At 43.6% G+C, this 21,660-nt stretch carries 14 protein-coding genes; 9 read left to right on the top strand and 5 right to left on the bottom strand.

Going from position 1 to position 21,660, the window contains the following annotated elements; genetic code table 11:
* Positions 1-78: 78 nt before the first annotated feature.
* Complete coding sequence (locus DW694_RS07315) at positions 79-1,389, bottom strand: hypothetical protein (RefSeq protein WP_110104060.1); 1,311 nt, start codon at positions 1,387-1,389, stop codon at positions 79-81.
* 288 nt (positions 1,390-1,677) lie between these two features.
* Between DW694_RS07315 and recQ the strand changes: the two genes are divergently transcribed.
* The gene (gene recQ / locus DW694_RS07310; RefSeq protein ID WP_118752778.1) at positions 1,678-3,507 is read left to right on the top strand and encodes a DNA helicase RecQ; all 1,830 of its coding nucleotides are present in this window, start codon (positions 1,678-1,680) and stop codon (positions 3,505-3,507) included.
* Between the two features lie 614 nt (positions 3,508-4,121).
* Here the strand turns inward: recQ and DW694_RS07300 are convergent.
* Entirely contained in the window at positions 4,122-4,970 is an 849-nt protein-coding gene (locus tag DW694_RS07300) for an AraC family transcriptional regulator (protein WP_118368604.1), read from the bottom strand.
* 206 nt (positions 4,971-5,176) lie between these two features.
* Between DW694_RS07300 and DW694_RS07295 the strand changes: the two genes are divergently transcribed.
* From DW694_RS07295 to DW694_RS07280, 4 genes are all read left to right on the top strand, one after another.
* Positions 5,177-6,973: an L-fucose isomerase gene (locus tag DW694_RS07295; RefSeq protein ID WP_015525941.1), complete on the top strand. Its 1,797-nt coding sequence runs from the start codon at positions 5,177-5,179 to the stop codon at positions 6,971-6,973.
* Between the two features lie 161 nt (positions 6,974-7,134).
* A complete protein-coding gene (locus DW694_RS07290) occupies positions 7,135-8,175 on the top strand; it encodes an aldo/keto reductase (protein ID WP_118752777.1) in 1,041 nt (346 codons plus the stop codon).
* A complete protein-coding gene (locus DW694_RS07285) occupies positions 8,172-9,317 on the top strand; it encodes an exonuclease SbcCD subunit D (RefSeq protein ID WP_118752776.1) in 1,146 nt (381 codons plus the stop codon). Before DW694_RS07290 ends, DW694_RS07285 begins: the two co-directional genes overlap by 4 nt.
* Positions 9,317-12,601, top strand: coding sequence for an SMC family ATPase (locus DW694_RS07280; RefSeq protein ID WP_021651525.1), 3,285 nt, complete (start codon positions 9,317-9,319; stop codon positions 12,599-12,601). The genes DW694_RS07285 and DW694_RS07280 overlap by 1 nt, the downstream gene beginning before the upstream one ends.
* On the opposite strand, the gene DW694_RS07275 is transcribed toward DW694_RS07280, so the two are convergent.
* A complete protein-coding gene (locus DW694_RS07275) occupies positions 12,595-14,166 on the bottom strand; it encodes a helix-turn-helix domain-containing protein (RefSeq protein WP_182465484.1) in 1,572 nt (523 codons plus the stop codon). The genes DW694_RS07280 and DW694_RS07275 overlap by 7 nt on opposite strands.
* Complete coding sequence (locus tag DW694_RS07265; protein WP_118752775.1) at positions 14,163-15,908, bottom strand: histidine kinase; 1,746 nt, start codon at positions 15,906-15,908, stop codon at positions 14,163-14,165. Before DW694_RS07265 ends, DW694_RS07275 begins: the two co-directional genes overlap by 4 nt.
* A 156-nt stretch (positions 15,909-16,064) precedes the next feature.
* Between DW694_RS07265 and DW694_RS07260 the strand changes: the two genes are divergently transcribed.
* The 4 genes from DW694_RS07260 to DW694_RS07245 are packed head-to-tail and all read left to right on the top strand — an operon-like array spanning position 16,065 to position 19,982.
* Positions 16,065-17,354 (top strand): extracellular solute-binding protein, encoded by a 1,290-nt coding sequence (locus tag DW694_RS07260; RefSeq protein WP_021651522.1) that lies wholly within the window; start codon positions 16,065-16,067, stop codon positions 17,352-17,354.
* 60 nt (positions 17,355-17,414) lie between these two features.
* Complete coding sequence (locus tag DW694_RS07255; RefSeq protein WP_021651521.1) at positions 17,415-18,302, top strand: sugar ABC transporter permease; 888 nt, start codon at positions 17,415-17,417, stop codon at positions 18,300-18,302.
* Complete coding sequence (locus DW694_RS07250) at positions 18,302-19,120, top strand: carbohydrate ABC transporter permease (protein WP_021651520.1); 819 nt, start codon at positions 18,302-18,304, stop codon at positions 19,118-19,120. The genes DW694_RS07255 and DW694_RS07250 overlap by 1 nt, the downstream gene beginning before the upstream one ends.
* 13 nt (positions 19,121-19,133) lie before the next feature.
* Positions 19,134-19,982, top strand: a complete 849-nt coding sequence (locus DW694_RS07245) for an MBL fold metallo-hydrolase (RefSeq protein WP_021651519.1) — start codon at positions 19,134-19,136, stop codon at positions 19,980-19,982.
* A 110-nt stretch (positions 19,983-20,092) separates the two neighbouring features.
* On the opposite strand, the gene DW694_RS07240 is transcribed toward DW694_RS07245, so the two are convergent.
* Positions 20,093-21,577, bottom strand: a complete 1,485-nt coding sequence (locus DW694_RS07240; protein WP_118752774.1) for a DUF1846 domain-containing protein — start codon at positions 21,575-21,577, stop codon at positions 20,093-20,095.
* Positions 21,578-21,660: the final 83 nt, after the last annotated feature.

Here is a 21,660-nt window from a genome sequence, read left to right as displayed (position 1 = left end):
TCAGAGAGAATAAATAAAAGGGACGTGTTGCAGTGATGATTTTTAAATCAATACTGCGGCACGTCCCTTTTGAATTATTTATTTCCAGCTAATCTTCAGGCATTTAACGGAAATATCACTTTTTTCCGGCGCCTGGACCATGTTCTGGATGAAATAGGTCTTTGTCATGGATTTTCCGGGCTTTAGGTTCAGTGTCAGGTTCTTGGTCCAGTACATCTGGTCATAGATACCGGAACCTGTGGTGATCTGTACTTTTGCGGTAGTGATGGTTTTTGCAGAAGTATTGGTGAATTTCAAGGTATAATAGGTCTTCATGTCATTGGGGCCATACTTGATACGGGCAACACTGATCTTCAGATTTTTGACGGTAGGTTTGGCGGCCGGTGCGGATACGGTAATAGTGATCTTACGATTGACACCGTTTAAGTTTGCGGTAACTGTGGCTGACCCTTTTTTCTTTGGGACAAGATAGTTTCCGGAAATGGCAAGTACAGAAGGCTTGCTGGATTTTGCATTTTTGATGGTCAGACTGGTACCGCCCTTCAGATTGATGAGGGAACGCATGCTGACCTTGGAGCCAACCTTGAGTGTAGTCTTGGAAGCGCGGAAGGTTGCTACGGTTTTTGAAGGCGAGGTTACTTTTCCGGTCAGCTTACAGGCTGCGGCCTTTGGATAGGATAAAGTGATCTTTGCGGATCCGGCTTTCATGCCCTTCAGGGTAACTGTGAAACGGCTGCGTTTTTTGGAATCCTGAGTGATGCTCTGTACCTTGAGAACAGAGCTGTTGGAAGAAGTAACCTTGAATTTTGATTTGCTGATGGTTTTTACGTAGGGATCAGAAATCTCAATTCCGATGGAAGTGGTTTTTCCGGTCCGGATGCTCTGGTTCAGATAATTGTTGTTGGTGATAAAAATTTCCGGAACAGCCTGTTTGATGGTAACCTCATAGTCACAGTCTACCGGTACCGGACATTCTTTATTGCCGAAATCGAACTCCAGGTAGCCATCCTCTATGTTGTCATCGTAGGTGAAAAAGGTTTCCTTGTATGCCAGTGGTGTATAATTTGAAGTGCTCAGCTTAACCACATTGATCCCATCGATGGAAAATGTGGTGCTTTTTGGGATGACTCCCTTGGGTGAATAAAAGCTTACACGAACTGTCACGGCATAGACCCGTTTTTGGCAGTTTGCATTTTTGATGTTGATCGGGAAATTAATGTCTGAAGACTCATCTTCGATCACACCGTCGGTATCACGGATAGTGGAAGTGGTTCCTTTGGTCACGACCCGGACTCTGGCGTGAGCATCCTGGGGAAGCAGGAGCACAATAAAGGAAAAAAGAATCAGGAAAAAAATTGTTTCGATGGTTTTTATTTTTCTTTTACACATAACAAACCCTCCTTTTTTTATGAGCATACCGGCTGTTACTGAACAGAGGCCCGGGTACTCCATGAATTCATGGTCCTCTGCTGCGGAACAGTATAAACAGACTCTTTCTCTTATATCATTATAACAGGAAACCAGGTAGGAAGTGCATTGTGATTTTTTTGTATCAATTGGCAATTTATCTGTAAATATGTTAAAATGAAATATTCGGAAAACAGCAGCGATTCGACAATGAAAAAGAGAAGCGTTACAGTTCCGGTGGGAACGTAACAGAAAGGATCATGTCGATTTATGACGAAACAGGAACTTTTAAAGACCCATTTCGGGTATGATACATTCAGAGAAGGGCAGGAAGCGGTGATCGATGCGCTTCTTGCAGGAAAAGATGTTCTGGCAGTGATGCCAACCGGCGCAGGAAAATCCATCTGCTATCAGGTACCGGCACTGATGATGAAGGGGATCATACTGGTAATATCACCGTTGATCTCCCTTATGAAGGATCAGGTGAGAAGCCTGAACCAGGTCGGCATCTCAGCAGCATACCTCAACAGCTCTCTGACGCAGGGGCAGTATTTCACAGCCTTGCGCTATGCAAAGGCAGGACGATATCCGATCATCTATGTAGCACCGGAGAGGCTTACCACAGAGGCGTTTCTGGATTTTGCGCTGAGTGCGGATATTTCCATGATCGCAGTGGATGAGTCACACTGTGTATCACAGTGGGGACAGGATTTTCGGCCAAGCTATCTGAAGATCGCAGAGTTTGTTGCACAGCTTCCAAAAAGACCGGTGATCGGTGCATTTACAGCTACAGCCACGAAGGAGGTCAGGGAGGATATTGCAAGACTTCTGGGGCTTCAGGATCCCTTTTGCACAACCACAGGATTTGACCGGGAAAACCTTTATTTTGCAGTGAAAACACCGAAAGATAAATATAAGGAAGTACACGATTACATACTGGAGCATCCGGACGACAGTGGAATCATCTACTGTCTCACCAGAAAGCTGGTGGAGGAGGTCTGCGGAAAGCTGATCCGTGACGGCATCACGGCCACCAGATATCATGCAGGACTTTCCGATGAGGAACGCCGGAACAATCAGGATGATTTTATTTATGACCGCTGTCGTGTGATGGTAGCCACTAATGCATTTGGAATGGGAATCGACAAGTCCGATGTGCGTTATGTCATTCATTATAATATGCCGAAGAACATGGAAGGCTATTATCAGGAAGCAGGCCGTGCGGGCCGTGACGGCGATCCTGCGGAATGTATCCTGCTTTACAGCGGGAAGGATGTGGTTACCAATCAGTATCTTATCGAGAGAGGACAGGATAACCAGGAAATGGAAGCGGCAGTCTGGCGCCTTGTCCGGGAGCGTGATCAGGAGAGGCTGAAGCAGATGACCTTTTACTGCTTTACCCATGATTGTCTGCGTGAGTACATCCTGAAATATTTTGGGGAATACGGAAAAAGCTACTGCGGAAACTGCCTGAACTGTCAGACCGAGTTTGAAGAGCAGGATGTGAGCCAGGAGGCCAGGGCAATGATCCGGTGCGTGGAAAGCAGTGGTCAGAGATACGGGGTGAACGTGATCCTGGATACTCTGCGCGGCGCATCTACGGCGAAGATCCGGCAGTATGAGATGGATGGAAATCCGGAATATGGAGTCTGTGCAAAGATTCCGGCACACCGGCTGCGGCAGATCTTTAATTATCTGGTACTGAAGGAATATCTTTATCTGACGGATGACGGATATACGATTGTGAAGCTGACCGCCGCTTCCAGGTCACTTCTGGAGGAGGCGCATATCCTCACAATGAAAATGTCAAAAGAGCTGGAGACGAAGAAAAAAGAGAAACGGAGCAGACTTCCGAAATCTGCAGTCGGGGAGCTGGGAGAACAGGATGAGCCCCTTTTTCAGAAGCTCCGTGCTCTTCGCCTGGAAATCGCCAGAGAGGAAAAAATCCCCCCTTATATGGTCTTTTCCGACAAAACCCTTATCCATATGTGCATTCTGAAGCCCGGAAACGAGGAGGAAATGCTGAATGTGACAGGAGTCGGCAGGCACAAGTACGAAAAATACGGAAAAAGGTTTATAGACGCGGTGAAAAATCTGTAGGAAATAGACTTTTGCCGTCGGAAAATGAAGAGCGAAATGTTCTGAAATTTCTTGCATTTTAAAGAGGCATTTGTTAGAATAAGACAAGCAGGAAACATCCGGCGGCTATAATGCGGCCGGATCGTTTTTAACTGTATCATATTCTGCTGCACGTTCCGGTGCAGCGTACAGGCATTTCGCAAGCAGAGTTCTATGCAGCAGTGGAATCCCTTCGAGTAGATGGACCAACTGTGTGAGATATCCGTTGGTCAGAAGCAAGCAGTGAGGTGGATGATCGTATCCGCTTTCAATTACGACATAATCTGGTGCTGGTCACTGCGTAAACAGAGATCAGGCTCCTTCACGATCTGCGTCGGCTTTTTCATGCAGAAAATCTGCCCTGCCGGCTTTTTTTCTCATACAGAAGAGTAGCATGTATTCATAAAGACATGAACATAGCCCGTCTGCAAAACGGGAATCCGTTCCGGCATGACTGTTCTCCGCCAGGCCGAAAAAGCTGTATTTACATAAAACAGCCCAATTCCTCAAAAAGCAGGATATCCGCAATATGTGCGAGATCCTGCTTTTTGTCATGTAATACACTGATATGTGCCATTAAGATGTGGAAAAATATTTCAGCGTCTTTTATATTTGCCGGGGGTGATCCCCTTGTACTTTTTGAAGGTACGGATAAAATAGCTCAGATCATTAAAGCCATTCCGGTAGGCGATCTCCGTGATGGAATCATCGGTGGTAGCCAGCTGGCAGCAGGCCTGCTCGATCCGCTGGCGGTTGAGGTAATCCATTGGTGTCTGATGCGTCATCTCGGAAAAGAACCGGCAGAAATATTTGGGAGACATGGAAACCGAAGCGGAAAGCTCCTGTAGGGTAATGGGGCTGGCATAGTTCTTTTCAATAAATTCCACGACCTGCTTCAGCTGGACAATGCGCTTGTAATCTCGTCTGGTTTTCCGCAGGCTTTCCAGGTAGTAATGATTACCAAAAACCAATCCGAAAAAGTGGTAAAATTGTCCAAACACAACCAGCTCATATCCTGGCTTTCTCTGCCAGAAAGAATCAAAAAGAGAGTTCACTGCTCTCTGGATATCAGGTTGCTTTTCAGTGAAATGGTGATAGATCAGAAGCTCCTGGTGGCTGATCTTCTGCATATATTCTGTGCAGATGGAATTAAATTTCAGAAACATGTTCATATCAAAAACAATGCACTGATAGATACAATCCTGAGGAATTCCGGAATGCAGAACTCCGCTATTGACAAAAATCACATCTCCGGCTTTTGCTGTAAAACTTTTTTCGTCTAAAGTGACGGTGAGAGTGCCCTGTAATACACGCATGATTTCACATTCTACATGCCAGTGGTAGGACATGACATAGCGTGGATGGCTGCTGTCAATGTGGTGGAATTCAAAAGGAAATTCATAGGTACCTCGAAGTCTGTCCTCATTTCTTCCAAGATCGTGCAAAATACAACCCTTCTTTCTTAAATTTTTATAGTTTTTTTGGGAACTCATATGAAAAAGTGAATATTGTACTGTTTTTTGCTATTATAACACAAGTAATTTAAAAGATGCAATCGTATAATAAAAGCATAGTTCGGACAGGAGTTGTTGGAACGTAAAAAAACTGTAAGTTATAATAGTGAATATAAATTTAGGAGGTAATTGTTACTATGGCAAAGAGCAGATTAGTAGGCAGCTATCCGGTTATCGGTATCAGACCAACCATCGACGGACGTAGAGGAGCCCTCGATGTAAGAGGATCTCTGGAAGATCAGACTATGAACATGGCCAAATCCGCAGCAAAGCTTTTCGAGGAGAACCTGAAATATTCAAATGGTGAGCCTGTAAAAGTTGTTATTGCTGATACCACCATCGGACGTGTTGGTGAGAGCGCCGCATGTGCGGATAAATTCCGTAAAGAGGGTGTAGATATCACTCTTACAGTTACACCATGCTGGTGCTACGGAGCTGAGACCATGGATATGGATCCACAGACCATCAAGGCTGTATGGGGATTCAACGGAACAGAGAGACCTGGTGCTGTATATCTGGCATCCGTTCTTGCTACACATGCACAGAAGGGCCTTCCGGCATTCGGTATCTACGGACATGACGTTCAGGAAGCTGACGACACATCCATTCCAGAAGACGTTAAAGAGAAACTGTTAAGATTCGGCCGTGCAGCAGTTGCAGCTGCATCCATGAGAGGTAAATCCTACCTGCAGATCGGTTCTGTAACAATGGGTATCGGCGGATCTATCATCGATTCTGATTTCATCGAGTCCTATCTCGGAATGAGAGTTGAGTCTGTTGATGAGGTAGAGATCATCCGTCGTATGACAGAGGGTATCTACGATCATGAAGAGTTTGAGAAAGCTCTCAAATGGGCAAAAGAGACCTGCAAGATCGGCTGGGACAAGAACCCGGAAGAGCTTCAGTTCTCACCAGAGAAGAAAGAGGAGCAGTTCGAGTTTGTTGTTAAGATGGCAGTTATCATCAAAGAGCTGATGAACGGCTGTGATAATCTTGCTCCGGAATTCTCCGAGGAAGCAATCGGACACAATGCTCTTGCAGCTGGATTCCAGGGCCAGAGACAGTGGACAGACTTCTATCCGAACGGTGACTTCGCAGAGGCTATGCTGAACACATCCTTCGACTGGAATGGCGCTCGTGAGCCGTACATCCTTGCTACAGAGAACGACGTTCTCAACGGACTTGGAATGCTGTTCATGAAACTTCTTACAGGACGTGCTCAGATCTTCGCTGATGTTCGTACATACTGGAGCCCGGAGGCAGTTAAGAAAGCTACAGGATATGACCTTGAGGGTGTTGCCAAAGAAGCTGGCGGATTCCTTCATCTGATCAACTCCGGTGCTGCTTGCCTGGATGCTAACGGACAGGCTAAAGAGGCTGACGGAACACCAGTTATGAAACAGTGGTGGGATGTTACAGAGGCAGACCAGAAAGCGATCATGGACAACACAGAGTGGTGTATGGCCGACAACGGATACTTCCGTGGAGGCGGATACTCCAGCCGTTATGAAACACGTGCTCAGATGCCTGCAACTATGATCCGTCTGAACCTTGTAAAAGGACTTGGACCGGTTCTTCAGATCGCAGAGGGATGGACAGTAGCCCTTCCGGAAGAGGTATCTGATAAGCTCTGGAAACGTACAGACTACACATGGCCATGTACATGGTTCGCTCCAAGATGCGATGGCAAAGAGGGACCGTTCAAAACAGCTTACGATGTAATGAACAACTGGGGTGCTAACCACGGTGCGATCTCCTACGGACACATCGGTGCAGACCTGATCACAATGTGCTCTATGCTGAGAATCCCGGTATCCATGCACAACGTTCCTGAGAAGGATATCTATCGTCCGGCAGCTTGGAACGCATTCGGTATGGAAAAAGAGGGTGCAGACTTCCGCGCTTGCAAGAACTATGGACCACTTTACAAATAAATCATATTGTTAAGATAACGGAATATCAAATCCTCCGGCATGCATGTGCCGGAGGATTTTTTTGTGCCATAGTATATGGATAGTTGGGAAATATACTGTTCGGATCTACGGAAAAAAGTTATAATAGAAAAAGATATATATGAATACGGGAGGTTACGTAGATGAAATATATACAGCTGAACAATACAGATCTGAACATCAGTCCTATCTGCCTCGGAACAGCAGGATTTGGAGATAAATCAGACCTGGAAAAAAGCTTTGAGATTCTGAATGCCTTTGTATGGGCAGGCGGAAATTTTATTGATACGGCAAATGTCTATTGCAAATGGCTAAAAGGACATGGAAACTGCAGTGAGCAGATCATAGGAAAATGGCTGAAAGAGAGTGGCATGCAGGGAAAAGTTATTGTGGCAACGAAGGGCGCGCACTATTCCTTTGAGGATCCGGGCCGCAGCAGAGTGAACAAAGAAGATATCCGCATGGACCTGGATGAGAGCTGCCGCACACTGGGAAAAGATGAGATGGATTTTTACTGGCTTCACAGAGATGATCCGGAAAAACCGGTGGAGGAAATCGTGGATACTCTGGAAGAATTGAAAAAAGAAGGCCGGATCCGTTATTATGGATTTTCCAATTACCGCACAGAGAGGCTGAAAGAAATTGCGCAGTGTCTGAGAGAACGAAGTCTTTCAGGGATCACAGCAGTATCCAATCAGTGGAGTCTTGCAGGAATCAATCCCGGAGGAAATACAAATCCGGATCCTACACTTGTGGAGTTTTCCAGGGAAGAATATCAGTGGCACTGTGAGACAGGCGCTGCTTCCGTTCCGTTTTCTTCCACTGCAATGGGATTTTTTTCAAAACTTCAGAAAATGGGGCTTTCCTGTACAGATGCAGAGGTGGATGCATCCTGGATGCGGGAGAAGGAAACACAGATCACAGGTCTTTCAGAAAGTATGAAAAGATCCTACTGGAACGAGACAAACCTTCGCACCTATCAGAAGCTGTTAAAGCTGCAGAAAGAAACCGGCCACAGCCTGCAGGCCCTGTCTTTGGCATACTTTTTCCATCAGCCATTCCAGACTGTGCCTGTAACCGGCGTCAGCAATCCTTCACAGCTAAAAGATGTACTGGATGCCTGTGAGATCGATCTTGCACCGGAACTGTTCGGAGGCTGGGTGAGCGCAGGAGGTGATCGATGAAACTGATCCATTTATCAGACCTTCACCTAGGAAAACGAGTCAATGAGTTTTCCATGATCGAAGATCAGAAATATATTTTGAATGAAATTCTGAGAATCATTGATAAAGAAGAACCGGATGGAATTCTTCTTGCGGGAGATCTTTATGACAGGCCGGTTCCTTCTGCGGAGGCAGTGCAGCTTTTTGACCGGTTTCTTACCAGGCTTGCAAAGCGGAAGCTCCCGGTGTATGCCATCAGCGGAAATCATGACAGTGCGGAAAGGATCGCTTTCGGTTCACAGATCATGAGCAGCAGCGGGATCTGTATGTCCCCGGTATACGATGGAAAAACAGAAAAGTACTGTTTAACGGACAGCTATGGAGAAGTTTGGATCCATCTGCTTCCATTTGTGCGTCCGGCAACTGTGAGGCACGGACTGGAAGGAGAAGAAGAGGTGGATGAGATCCGTACCTACCAGGAGGCAGTGCAGGCGGCAGTTGCACATATGGAGATTGATAAACGTTATCGCAATGTATTGATCGCCCATCAGTTTGTGGTCGGTGCCATGCGCTGTGATTCTGAAGAGATCTCCGTTGGAGGTATCGACCAGGTGGAGGCAGATGTGTTCCGGGATTTTGACTATGTGGCACTTGGCCATATCCACAGTCCTCAGAATGTGGGAAGCGAGCACATCCGCTACTGCGGAACTCCTTTGAAATATTCTTTTTCCGAGGCAGGACAGCAGAAATCCGTGACAGTTGTGGAGCTTCTGGAAAAAGGAAATTTCAGGATCAGGGCGATTCCGCTGAAGCCTCTTCGGGATATGCGAAAACTGAAAGGCACATACATGGAGATCACATCACTGTCCAGTTATCAGGACACAAACACAGAGGATTATGTGCAGATCACGCTGACAGATGAAGAAGATATCGTAGATGGAATGCAGAAGCTCCGTACTGTTTATCCGAATCTGATGAGGCTGGAATATGATAACCGACGTACAAGAGAAAACCAGGAAATCGCAGGTACAGAAACGGTGAAAAGGAAATCCGAGCTGGAATATTTCGAGGAATTTTTTGAACTGCAGAATAACCAGCCCATGAATGAAGAACAGCGGAAATATTCCGAAGACCTGATCCGTAAGATCCAGGAGGTGAAATAATGAGACCGGAAAAACTGACCATCAGTGCCTTCGGGCCCTATGCGGACAAAACAGAGATTGATTTTTCAAAGCTTGGAGAGGGAGGTCTCTACCTGATCACCGGTGACACCGGAGCGGGAAAAACCACGATCTTTGATGCGATCACCTTTGCGTTATATGGAAGAGCCAGTGGAGAGGTAAGAGATCCGGCCATGTTTCGGAGCAAATATGCAGAGCCTTCCACAGAGACCTTTGTGGAGCTTGTTTTTTCCTATCAGGGGAAAAATTATCACGTGCGCCGGAGTGCGGAATATATGGCTCCGAAAAAAAGAGGCACCGGACAGACTCTTAGAAAAGCTGAAGCACAGCTGATCTATCCGGATGAACGTCAGCCGGTGACAAAGGCAAAAGATGTTACTGCGGCAGTGGAACAGCTTCTGGGACTGAGTTATAATCAGTTCACACAGATCGCAATGATCGCCCAAGGGGATTTCCAGAAATTACTTCTGGCAGGAACTACACAGAGAGGAGAGATCTTCCGACAGCTCTTTCACACAGGACTTTATCAGCAGATTCAGATGAAACTTAAGGATGCGTCAATAGCCAGATATAAGGAATATGATGAAATGCGCCGCAGTATTGCCCAGTATTTGGATGGAGTGAAAACGGAGACTGCTTCATGGCAGGAGGCAGAGGAATTTGATGAACTGAAAAAGATAAAATTCGAGGGAAAACTGGAGCGGAGTCTGGAACTTCTGAAGCAGTTTCTGGAATATGGTGAAGCACAGGAAAAAGAGCTCCGGGAAAAAGAAGACTCGCTTAATCAGGATATACGAAAAGCAGAAGAGGCACAAAATCTTGTGGCTCAGAAACGAAATCTGGAGCTGAAAAAGAAAAAAGCGGAAAAAGATCTGGAAGAATTAACACCACTTCTACAGCTTGCAGTAGAAGAGGCGGAAAAATATAAAGATGCAGATCACAGATGTGAAGAGCTTGGAATCAGGATCCGTGAAAAAGAAGAAAAGCTGAAAAAATATCAGGAGCTGGAAAAGCTGAAAAAAGAGCTGGAAACAATCGAAGGAAAGCTTGAAACAGTCAGTGAAAAAAAAGAGAAGGATATTTCCGAAGAGCAGCTTTTGCAGAAAAAAGATGAGGAAGAAAAAAAACGCCTTTCAATACTGGCAGATGCAGGAGAAGAACTACAAAAATACAAGTTTGAGTACGATAAACTGGACAGTGAAAAACGAAGCTATGACAGCTGTCTGCTGACGGAAGAAGAGATCAAAAAAGAACAGAAACAGATAGATGGATGGCAGGAAGAAATCATCCGGAAAGAAACGCAGCAGAAGGAAGAGCTGGAGCAGCAAAAGAAAGACAAGGCGCTGTTGGACAGCGCGGAGCTGGAACTTCAGAAGGCAGAGACGAAAAAGACAGAAGGGCTTCGGAAAAAGAAAGAATTAGAAGGACTGATTGCTCTGGTTAAGGAGTTTCAAGGGGCTTATAATGCCACGAAAGAGCAGCAGGAAAAATATAAGATTTCCATTGAAAAAGTACAAAAGCAGAGAGAAGTTTACCAGAAACTGTTTCAGAGTTTTCTGGACGCGCAGGCAGGGCTCCTGGCGCAGGAACTGAAAGAGGGCTGCCCATGCCCGGTATGTGGTTCTTTCGAGCATCCGCGTCCGGGAATACTTCCCAAAGGACAGGTTGTGGATCAGGAAATCCTGGACAGAGAGAAACAAAAACTGGACAGACTGGAGAATGACGCAAATACGCAGAGTGTGGAAGCAGGAAAACGAAAAGAACGCCAGAAAACATTATGGCATCAGATCCAGAGGGAGGCACAAGAGCTTTTACATGAGACGGAATGGAAAAAGCTGATCCCTTTGCTGAAAGAAAAACAGGACCAATGTGAAAAGCAGCTGGCAGATAGCGAGGAAGAGATTCGCATAGCAATAGAACGTAAAAAAAAGAAGAACGAAACAGAAACGTGGATCGAAAAGCTGGAAACAGAGATCGTTCAGTTACAGGAAGAGAAAAATCAATGTGACAGAAAACAGGCCGGTCTTCAGACAAGAGACGTGGAAAACAAAAAGCAGCAGCAGATAACAGCAGAAGAGATCCGAAAACTGATTCAGAAAAGTCTGGTGGCAGGAAATGGAGAAGTGACGGACAACACAGCTGCAGGATTTGAAAGACAGATACAGGATATGCTCAGCTGCCTGTCAGAAAAAGTTCAGGGAAAGGAAAAAGAAGCAAAACAGAAACAGGATCTTGAGAAGCTGATCATAGAAAGAGAAAAGACTCTGAAAGAACTGGGAAGAGTTATCAATGAAGCCGCACAGGACATCGTACGTCTGGAAACAGAGAGGAAGAACAAAGCACAGAAAGTGGATGAGCTGAATGAAGAGATCGGAGAAGGTGGAAAAGAATCTCTGGAACAGGAAATAAAAACACAGAGGAAGCTGTATGAAGAGCTGAAAGAAAGCAGCAGAAGAGCTCAACAGAAATTACAGGAGATCCGGGCGGAAAAGGAAAGAATAACAGCGGTTGTAAAAAACTTTGAGGAGCAGAAAAAAGAAATCGGAGAAGTAGATGAGGATGCGCTCAGAGAGCAGTACAGCCGTTTTAGGGAAGAGAAAACACAGCTTTCGGAAAAACGAAAAGCACTTTTTTCTGTTCAGAAGGGAAATGAGGAAATATATCAGAAAGTGCAGGTACGTCAGACGGAAATGACTGCGGCGGAAAAAGAATATGTCTGGATGAAAAATCTTTCGGATACAGCCAATGGAAAACTGAACGGAAAGGCAAAGATCGAGCTGGAAACTTATATCCAGATGGCATATTTTGACCGGATCCTGCGAAGAGCCAATCTCCGTCTTATGACCATGAGTAGCGGTCAGTACGAACTGAAACGCCAGGAGCAGAGCAAAAATCAGAAAGAAAAAGCAGGTCTCGATCTGAATGTCATAGATCACTATAACGGAACAGAACGAAGTGTAAAGACATTGTCCGGTGGGGAATCCTTCCAGGCATCTCTGTCCCTTGCACTGGGCCTGTCTGATGAGATCCAGGCCTGCGCAGGGGGAATCCGGCTGGATTCCATGTTTGTAGATGAAGGTTTCGGATCCTTGGATGAGGAATCCCTGGAACAGGCCCTGAAAGCCCTGACAAGTCTGGCCGACGGAAAACGTCTGGTAGGAATTATCTCACATGTGTCAGAACTGAAGGAACGGATCGAAAATAAGATCATCGTCACCAAAAAATGTGGTGGGGATGGTGTGGGAAGCAGTATAAAAATTCAGTGAAAACGGCAGGAAATCTTCCGATAATCATTGGGAGTCATACCAGTTTGCTGCTTGAAAATACGGCTGAAGTAACGAAAATTGGGATATCCTACCATGTGGGATATCTCATTTACGTGATAGGAAGAAGTTTTCAGCAATTCTTTAGCTTTCTGGATACGCAGATCGGTAAGAAGATCCGTAAAATTTTTGCCGGTTGTCTGTTTGATCAGTCTGCTGATATAAGGAGTACTTCGGTTAAATTCATCGGCGATACTGTATAGGCTCAGAGGTTTTTCATAATTTGCGCGGATATATTCAATCAGCTGACTGGTCAGGTAGTTGTTTTTATTAATTTTATCAGTATTCAGAAGGCCTGCAATCTGAAACATCCAGTCCTGAAATATTTCAGTCTTTTTTTCCGGAAGTGAGGAGGTTGAAAAAAGCTCTTTCTGTGTTTTGGTGATCTGACGTACCGAATCTGACAGTTCCGTGGAAGCTGACTGAAAAAAAGAAAGAAAAAGAGTCATAAAACTATACATGAAACTGTTGAACTCATCAGGAGTTTGCCGGGTGAAAAACTGGGAGATCTCATCAAAATGCTTTTGAATCATTGTTTTGTCACCGGAAGACAGGGAATTGAGAAGAACCTGAAAATAGTTGGATTTTTCATACATGACAGCAACGGGGTTGGTTTCCAGATCACGGTAGAGCATGACAAAATGACTGGAATTTTTCAGGGTATTAAAAATTTCTACAGTCTGGGTTCGAAGCAGGGGAATTTCAGACAGATTCTCAGAGTGACTGCTGATGGCTGCGGACATGAGAACGTGATTCTTTTTCAGTTCCCCATGTATGAAATTAGTTATTTTTGTAAGTTGTTTTTCATCAATGTCCGGACATAAGGAATACAAAGCGTTTCCATAAGAAAAAATAAGAGCTCCCGGAATCTGTTCCTGAAGATAATGTTCGGCGATATGCGTAAAGTAATATTCTTTTTCCAGATCTTTTGAAACTGTTGTAGAACATTTGCAGTATAAAAGGTAATAGCTTTTAATATGATCCAGGCGGAGCATGGTGACTTCTTCATGAAAAGAAGAAGAAAGGGAAGTAGTGTTCCTGAAAAGCAACCGTTCAAAAAAATCTTTTTGAAGATTTCTGATATTTTCTTTTAGATAGGATTCATATTTTTTGCGCATGATCGCCTGATTTTTCCGTTCTGTGATAGTATGTATAGCTTTCAATACGGATTCTTTCAGGACGTTTTCGTCTACTGGTTTTAGGATATAATCGAAAACATGGTTTTTAATCGCTGTCTGTGCATACTTGAAATCAGAAAAACCGGTAATCAGTATTACGATCTTATCTGGAAAATTATTATGCACGAAAGAAGAAATATACAGGCCGTCTTTTCCAGGCATACGGATATCCGTAAGAATGATATCTGGTTGCCGGGAGGATATGATCTCTAGTGCTTTTGCTGCATTGTCAGAAGTAAAAATATTCTCTTTTTCTGTAAAAATCTGTGAAATATACATTTTAAGTTTTTCCAGGATGATCTTTTCATCATCAACGATCAGAATTTTCATTTTGTCAGGTCCTCCCTTTGATGTATTTGTGGAATACGGATCGTAACACATACAGAAGTACGGTCTTCCATATTTTCAAGAAGCAGTCCATAGGAATTTCCGAATTGGGACCGTAGCCGCATCTGAATATTTATAAGCCCAATGCTTTTCTGGTCGGAAAAAGAAGTTTGTGATACAGAGTGAATCTTTTCAATTACCTGGTGAGAAAACAGGGGGCCGGTGTTATAGACTTTGATCAGTACATCGTCTTTAAAAGTAAATAATTGAATAGAAAGAAAGCCATTTTCCACAGATTCACTGATACCATGTATGATAGCATTTTCAACGACCGGCTGTATGATCAGTTTTGGGATATACAGATCTTCCATGGAATCGTTACATTCGATCAGAAAAAGAAGCCGATCCTGGAAACGCATTTTCTGAATATCCAAATATTCTCTTACGTAATTTAGATCTTCTGAAATAGGAAGAAGATCAGGGCCTTTGATGCTCATTCGCATGATATCAGCCAGTTTTGGAACGATATCTGTGATCTGCGCTGTTTTTTCAAGAGATGCCAGGCTTGAGATACAGTCCAGGGTATTGTAAAGAAAATGTGGGTTGATCTGTGCCTGAAGCGTTTTCAGCTCTGCGTTTTTCAGAAGAATCTGCTGTTCCGTGATTTTCTTTCCGGATTCCTGAAGGCGCAGGAGCATATGGTTGTATTCCTTTGTCAGCTCAGAAAATTCGTTGCTGGAAACTGTGTGGATCAGGGCGGTTTCATCGGCAACAGAAGTTTGTTTTAACTTAGTGATAAAAACCTGAAATTCCTGGGATATGGTTCTTGAAATCTGAATAACAGCGAAAACCAGTATCAAGAGAAAAAATATGGAAATAACCAGTAGCTGACGCCATACACGATTGATCGAATGAAATGCGCCGGTTGTGTTGAGAAGCCCTCCGATTTGTAAGAAATCGTTTACAGAATAGCGGATGGCATAAAAATTACTATTCCCCCTGTGGGAGTGATAATTCATATTCATGCTTGCTGTGACGGGTGGGGCATAGGGGGAAGTTGTATATACCAGGTCACTATTTTGAAAAAGGGAATAATAACTATATTCAGAATCCTGATGCTCCGTGATCATATTCTCCATAAACCGGATATTGATCTCAGTCAGTAAAATACCGATCTTCTTTTCCGGTTTCTGAATGTCAAAAATATTTTTGGCAGCAGTGATGGTATAAGGTTCCTTTGGAGAATAGTAATAACAGAGAGTTCCCTTTGGTTGTTTTAGATACTCACTGAGCTGCTCCAGTTTTTGCTCCTGTTGTTCCAGGGTGGAATTATAAATAGTCTGATTGGAAATGATCCCATTATCGGTCAGAACAATATAAACCCGTTGAATTTTAGACTGAGCACCTAAAAGATATGTGGAGAAAAGGGTGTTACACTGGGACTGAACTTTTTCCGGACTGAGCTTTTTATCTGCATAGGAATGGATCAGAGACTGAATTTCTGTTCCGTAAAGCAACAGATCAATGTTGGAGTTCAGTGAGGAAAAATAACTGGCTGTATTTTTGGCGATAGACAGAGTATTCTTTTCATGTTCCAGAAGAATATTGTTACGGGATTCTTTTACATAAATCATATAAAAAGAAGATAACAAAATGATATAACTGAGGATCACAACTGGAAGAACGATGACAAGAATTCGAAATTTTATAGAGTGTTCTTTAAATTTTGCAGTAATAGAAAACAATTCTTACCCCTCCTTTTGGCATTATTATATAATGATGAGTGAAAAAAACCAATACATATTATGAAAAGTGACACATAATGTCAAGAAGTGTGCACTGTTTTGATATTAAAAATTATAATATAATGAGTTCATCAAAAAAGAACGGAGGGTTTACAAATGAAGAGAAGAAAGGTGACAGCGTGCGCAATGGCAGCGCTCATGGCAATGGGGCTTGTTGGAACAGTGATGCCGGTTTACGCAAAAAGCAATCTGAAAAATGCAGACGATGTAGTTGAGATCAAGATGGCAGTGTGGACTTCCGGAGCTGCGGATATTTACAATAAAGCAGCGGAAGGGTTTAATCAGACTCATGATAATATAAAATTATCTGTGGAGATGCAGTCCGGAGATTATAACCAGTATCTTGGAGCAAAGACAGCGGCAAAAGATCTGCCGGATCTTTTTGAAGTAAGTTCTTATTCCCAGGTATATGATTTTGCACAGAACGGGCTGCTGGCAGACGTAAGCGATCATGAGTTTGTGGACAAACTTTATGACAATGCAAAAGAAGCAGTTACTTATGATGGCAAAGTGTGGGGATTTCCACAGATGTATGAATGGTGGGGTGTACTTTATAATAAAGATCTTTTTAAAAAAGCAGGAATTGAAAAAGTGCCGGAAACTTTTGATGAGATGAAAGCAGTTTGTGAAAAACTTCAGGCTGCGAATATTACACCATTTACCGCTATTTATAAAGATAACTGGACAGTAAGTCAGGAATTCTGCTCCTTATTCGGAGGAGTACTTGGTGGAAAAGATAAGATCGACAGCTGGCTGGATTCCATGAATAAGGGAGAAGGGAGCTTTAAGGTGGATGGCGTAGACAGAGTTTTTGATTTTATGGATCTTATGAAAGAAAATTCCGGACAGAATTATATGGATTCGGATGCGGCCACAGGATTTTATGCATTTGCAAACCAGGAAGCAGCAATGATCTTTCTTTCAGATGCGGCAACGATTTCTGTAGGAAGTGTAACACAGGATCTTCCCATCGGATTTTTTGCAGTTCCAGTAAGTGATAACGCAGATGATGCAGAAGTTGTGGCATGTGCAACAGATGCGATCGTGGCCAACGCAAACGGGGAACACTTGGATGAAGCCCTGGAAGTGCTTGATTATATCGGAGATGGCGGGGACTGGCTGAAAACAGTGACCAACAGCTACGGCGGCTTTATGGCTTGCATGGACATTGAAGCAGATGATGAAATTGCAAGTAAGGATTATTATAAAGATCTGAAAGCGTATATGGATGCAGGAAAGGTCAGAAGTACTTTGTGGAATCAGCTTCCAAGCGGAGCAAGCGATGTTCTGGGCGATGATGTTCAGGGATATTTTGCAGGAATAACCGATGAAGATCAGACACTGGATGCTCTTGATGAAGGATTTAAAAAGCTTGCAGAAGAATAAACACACAGGAAAACAGGCGGACTTTTAAAAGTCCGCCTGCTATATACGGGGGTAGGAAACATGTCGGACATTTTATACAGAAAACAGAAAAAATATTATTTCCTTCTTGTGCTGCCGGCACTGTGTATTTATACTTTTGCGCTGGCAGGACCGTTAATTTTTGGAACGATCCCGAATTCGTTTTTCAGTTGGAATCTGATCAAAGGAACGCATAACTGGATCGGAATAAAAAACTTTGTCGATTTGGTTCATGATAGAGATTTTATACAATCTATGTTTTTGACGTTTAAACTTGCAGTGGTTACGATTGTTCTGACCAATGTACTGGCTTTTTTTATAGCTCTGGCGTTGAATACACATATTTTCGGTAAGCCAGTGATCCGGGCGTTCTTTTTTATTCCGAATATTATCAGTGGAGTTATGATCGCCCTGGCGTGGACATTTATTTTTCAGAAAGTAACGCCAATAATTGGAGAACTTTTACATTCGGAAGCAGTAACAGGGTTTAGCTGGTTCGGGAGTTCAACGGCAGCATTTGCGGCGGTATCAGTGGTTACCGTGTGGCAGGGCCTGGGATTTTTGATGATCCTTTACATCACAGGTTTGCAGTCGATTCCTCTTGATGTGATGGAAGCGGCATGCATTGACGGATGTGTGGGACTGAATCGTATTATAAAAATCCAGCTTCCGCTTCTGATGCCAACGATTACGATCAATCTGTTTGTATCTATTGCAAATGCATTTAAAGCATTTGATATTAACTACGCTTTAACCGGCGGCGGACCTTCAAAAACAACACAGACGATCGCCATGAATATTTATGATGACGCATTTGGAACTTTTAATATGGGGTATGGCTGTGCGAAATCGGTGATCCTGTTTTTGATCATAGCAGCAATTTCCTTGATTCAGCTTAATATTACTAGAAAAAGAGAGGTGCAGTCATAATGACATGGAAAAAGAAAATTGCAGGTACCGCAGCAATGTTTATATTAGGCTTTATTTTTATTTTACCGGTATTGTGGATCGTTATGAATTCAATTAAAACAAGTCCGGAAATTGCGGCTGATTTTCTGGCATTACCAAAGTCTTTATATCTTGATAATTTTAAAAATGCCATGGAAAGCATGAATTTTTTAGTTGCATTAAAAAATTCTGTTGTGATTACATTGGGAGCTATGCTGGGAGGGCTGTTCGTATCGTTTGCCGGTGCTTTCGGAATCTCACATCTTCGTGGGAAAATCTCACAGAATCTGTATCTGTATTTTGTTTTCGGACAGATCGTGCCGTTTCATGCAGTTATGATTCCTATTTCTGTACTTGCTACAAATACCAATCTTACCAATTCCCTTGGAGGAATTATCATTCTTGATATTGGATTCTTCTGTGCGTTTGGAATTCTGACGTTTACGGGATTTTTGAAAAATGTACCTCGGGAGCTGGAAGAAGCAGCCGCAATAGATGGATGTGGAGTTTTTCGAATTATGACGCAGATCGTATTTCCACTTGTTAAACCAGCAACGGTTACCATTGGTGTATTGTTTTTTATGTGGTCCTGGAATGACTTTCTGCTTCCCAGTATTCTCATTGGAGACAGTGAACTGAGACCGCTGACGGTAAATCTTTTCATGTTCAGAAGTGCTACCAGCACACAGTGGAATCTGTTTATTGCAGGACTTACCTTGTGTATTATTCCCACAATTATCCTTTACATCTGTGCACAAAAATATATTACAAGCGGACTGACAATGGGAGCTGTAAAATAAAGGAGGAATAAAGATGCAGTTATTCAGGATCATTCCGTTGGAAAAAGATCTGTGGGCGATCAATGAAATAGATAAGACGGTTATGTATGTGATAAATGGAACAGAAAGAGCTCTTCTTCTGGATACGGGACTGGGACTTACCGATTTAAAAGAAGAAGTTTTGAAACTTTGTGGAGAAAAATCTCTGATTGTTGTAAATACTCATGCTCATGTGGATCATAATTCAGGAAATTATCAATTTGAAGAAGTATGTGTGGGAAGGTATGACGAACCTTTTTCCCATCAGATCGTAGACCAGGAGCTGAGAGAAATGTCTGAGCTCATGTTCTTTGAAATTCCTGAAAAAGAGGGATTTTCGTTTGAAATGTGGAATCCCGGACCGGCAAGAAAAATCTGTACAGTCAGGGATGGGGATATCTTTGATCTGGGAGATAAAAAACTTAAAGTTCTGGAAGTTCCCAGTCATACCCTGGGGTGTATTGCATTGTTTGAGGAGAAGAAAGGATGGCTTTTTACAGGAGATATCATGCTCACCTGGGAAGTGTGGGGACATTTGAATCCTGGAAAAAGTCCGCTTGCCCCATCTGCTTCTTTGCGTGTATACTATGAAAGCCTTTTAAAATTGAAGAAAATCAGAAAAAAAGTAAGCAGCGTTTTTCCTGCTCATGTCTGCGAAAAAGAAAAAGACTGTTATAAAAAGTATGCGTTATCTCCGGAAATTATAAATATATATTGTGACGGAATTGAGAAAATATTTTCAGGAGAACAGAAAGGTGAACCTTATTTTCATATGGTCGAAAACGGAAGTGTTGTGAAATTTACAACAGGTGGTATTGTCTATCAGAAAGATAGGATGAATTAAATAGGAAAATATCGGCAAGTTGATTGATTATAGATTCCCTCAAAAAAATCCCCTGTACGGTTCGGCGTTTGTACGTAGATCCGGCACAGGGGATTTTGGTGTTTATAAGATCAGACTTTCTGATATTCTTTCTTTTTCTCAGCCTTGGCTTCGCAGGTAAGCTCAACACCAAGCTTACGGAAGCTGATCACATCCACATCGGAAAGCATTACGGAAGTATGAGCCTGGCATCCACGGAGATTCGGAATCTGTTCCAGGGCAAGGCGTGCGGCATCGCTGGTTGCGGCACTCATGGAAAGGGCAATCAGGATCTCATCAATGTGAAGACGTGGATTTTTGCTTCCAAGATATTTGGTCTTCAGCTGCTGGATCGGATGTATGGCATCCGGAGAGATCACATGAAGCTCGTGATCGATTCCTGCCAGCTCTTTCAGGGCATTGAGAAGAAGCGCAGCGGATGCGCCGAGAAGATCGGAGGTTTTTCCGCATACGATCTTTCCGTCAGGAAGTTCCAGAGCGGCGGCAGGGCCATTGGTTGCTTTTTCTTTTTCGAGGGCAGCCGGAACAACCTTACGGTCAGTGATCTCTGCATGAGCCTGCTGGAGAAGAAGCTCGATCTTACGTACCTCATTCTCTGTGCCGGAGCCGGAAACCAGAGCGTTCATGCTCTTATAATAACGGCGGATGATCTCCTGGCGGGAAGCCTCCTGGCATACTTCATCGTCAACGATGCAGTTACCTGCCATGTTGACACCCATATCTGTCGGAGATTTATAAGGGCAACTGCCCATGATCTTCTCAAACATGGCCTGTACAACAGGGAAAACTTCTACGTCACGGTTGTAGTTGACGGTAGTTTTGCCGTAAGCCTCCAGATGGAACGGGTCGATCATGTTGACATCGTTCAGATCTGCAGTGGCAGCTTCGTAGGCAAGGTTTACCGGATGTTTCAGAGGAAGGTTCCAGATCGGGAAGGTCTCAAATTTTGCATAGCCGGCTTTTACTCCTCGTTTGTATTCGTGGTAAAGCTGGGAAAGGCAGGTTGCCATCTTTCCACTTCCTGGTCCCGGTGCTGTGATTACGACCAGAGGTCTGGTAGTTTCAATATAATCATTCTTTCCATAACCCTCGTCACTTACAATAAAGGAAGTGTTGCTTGGATAGCCGGGGATCAGGTAAAGCTTGTAGACACGGATTCCCAGTTTCTCCAGACGTTTTTTGAAGAGATCGGCACTTTCCTGGCCGGAGTACTGTGTGATGCATACGCTTCCCACATACAGGCCACGGCTTGTAAACTCATCCATAAGACGGAGTACATCTTCGTCATAGGTGATCCCAAGATCGCCACGTATTTTATTCTTGTCAATGTCATTGGCACTGATAACAATAACGATCTCCGCCTGATCAGAAAGCTGCATCAGCATGCGGAGCTTGCTGTCCGGTTCAAAACCCGGAAGAACACGGGATGCATGGTAGTCGTCAAACAGTTTGCCGCCGAATTCAAGATAAAGCTTGTTGCCGAACTGACCGATTCTTTCACGGATGTGTTCTGACTGCATTTTCAGATATTTGTCATTATCAAAACCTATTTTCATTTGTCTGATTTCCTCTCCTCTTTAATTTTCCAATTCACTGGGAACAGTATACTACAACTTTACGTTCACTGGCAATATCCAAT

Origin of the sequence: Ruminococcus sp. AM26-12LB (assembly GCF_003480785.1) — a bacterium.
GTDB lineage: Bacteria > Bacillota > Clostridia > Lachnospirales > Lachnospiraceae > Blautia_A > Blautia_A fusiformis.
Note: the sequence above shows the minus strand (reverse complement) of the source record. Positions and strands in the feature narration are given on the sequence as shown.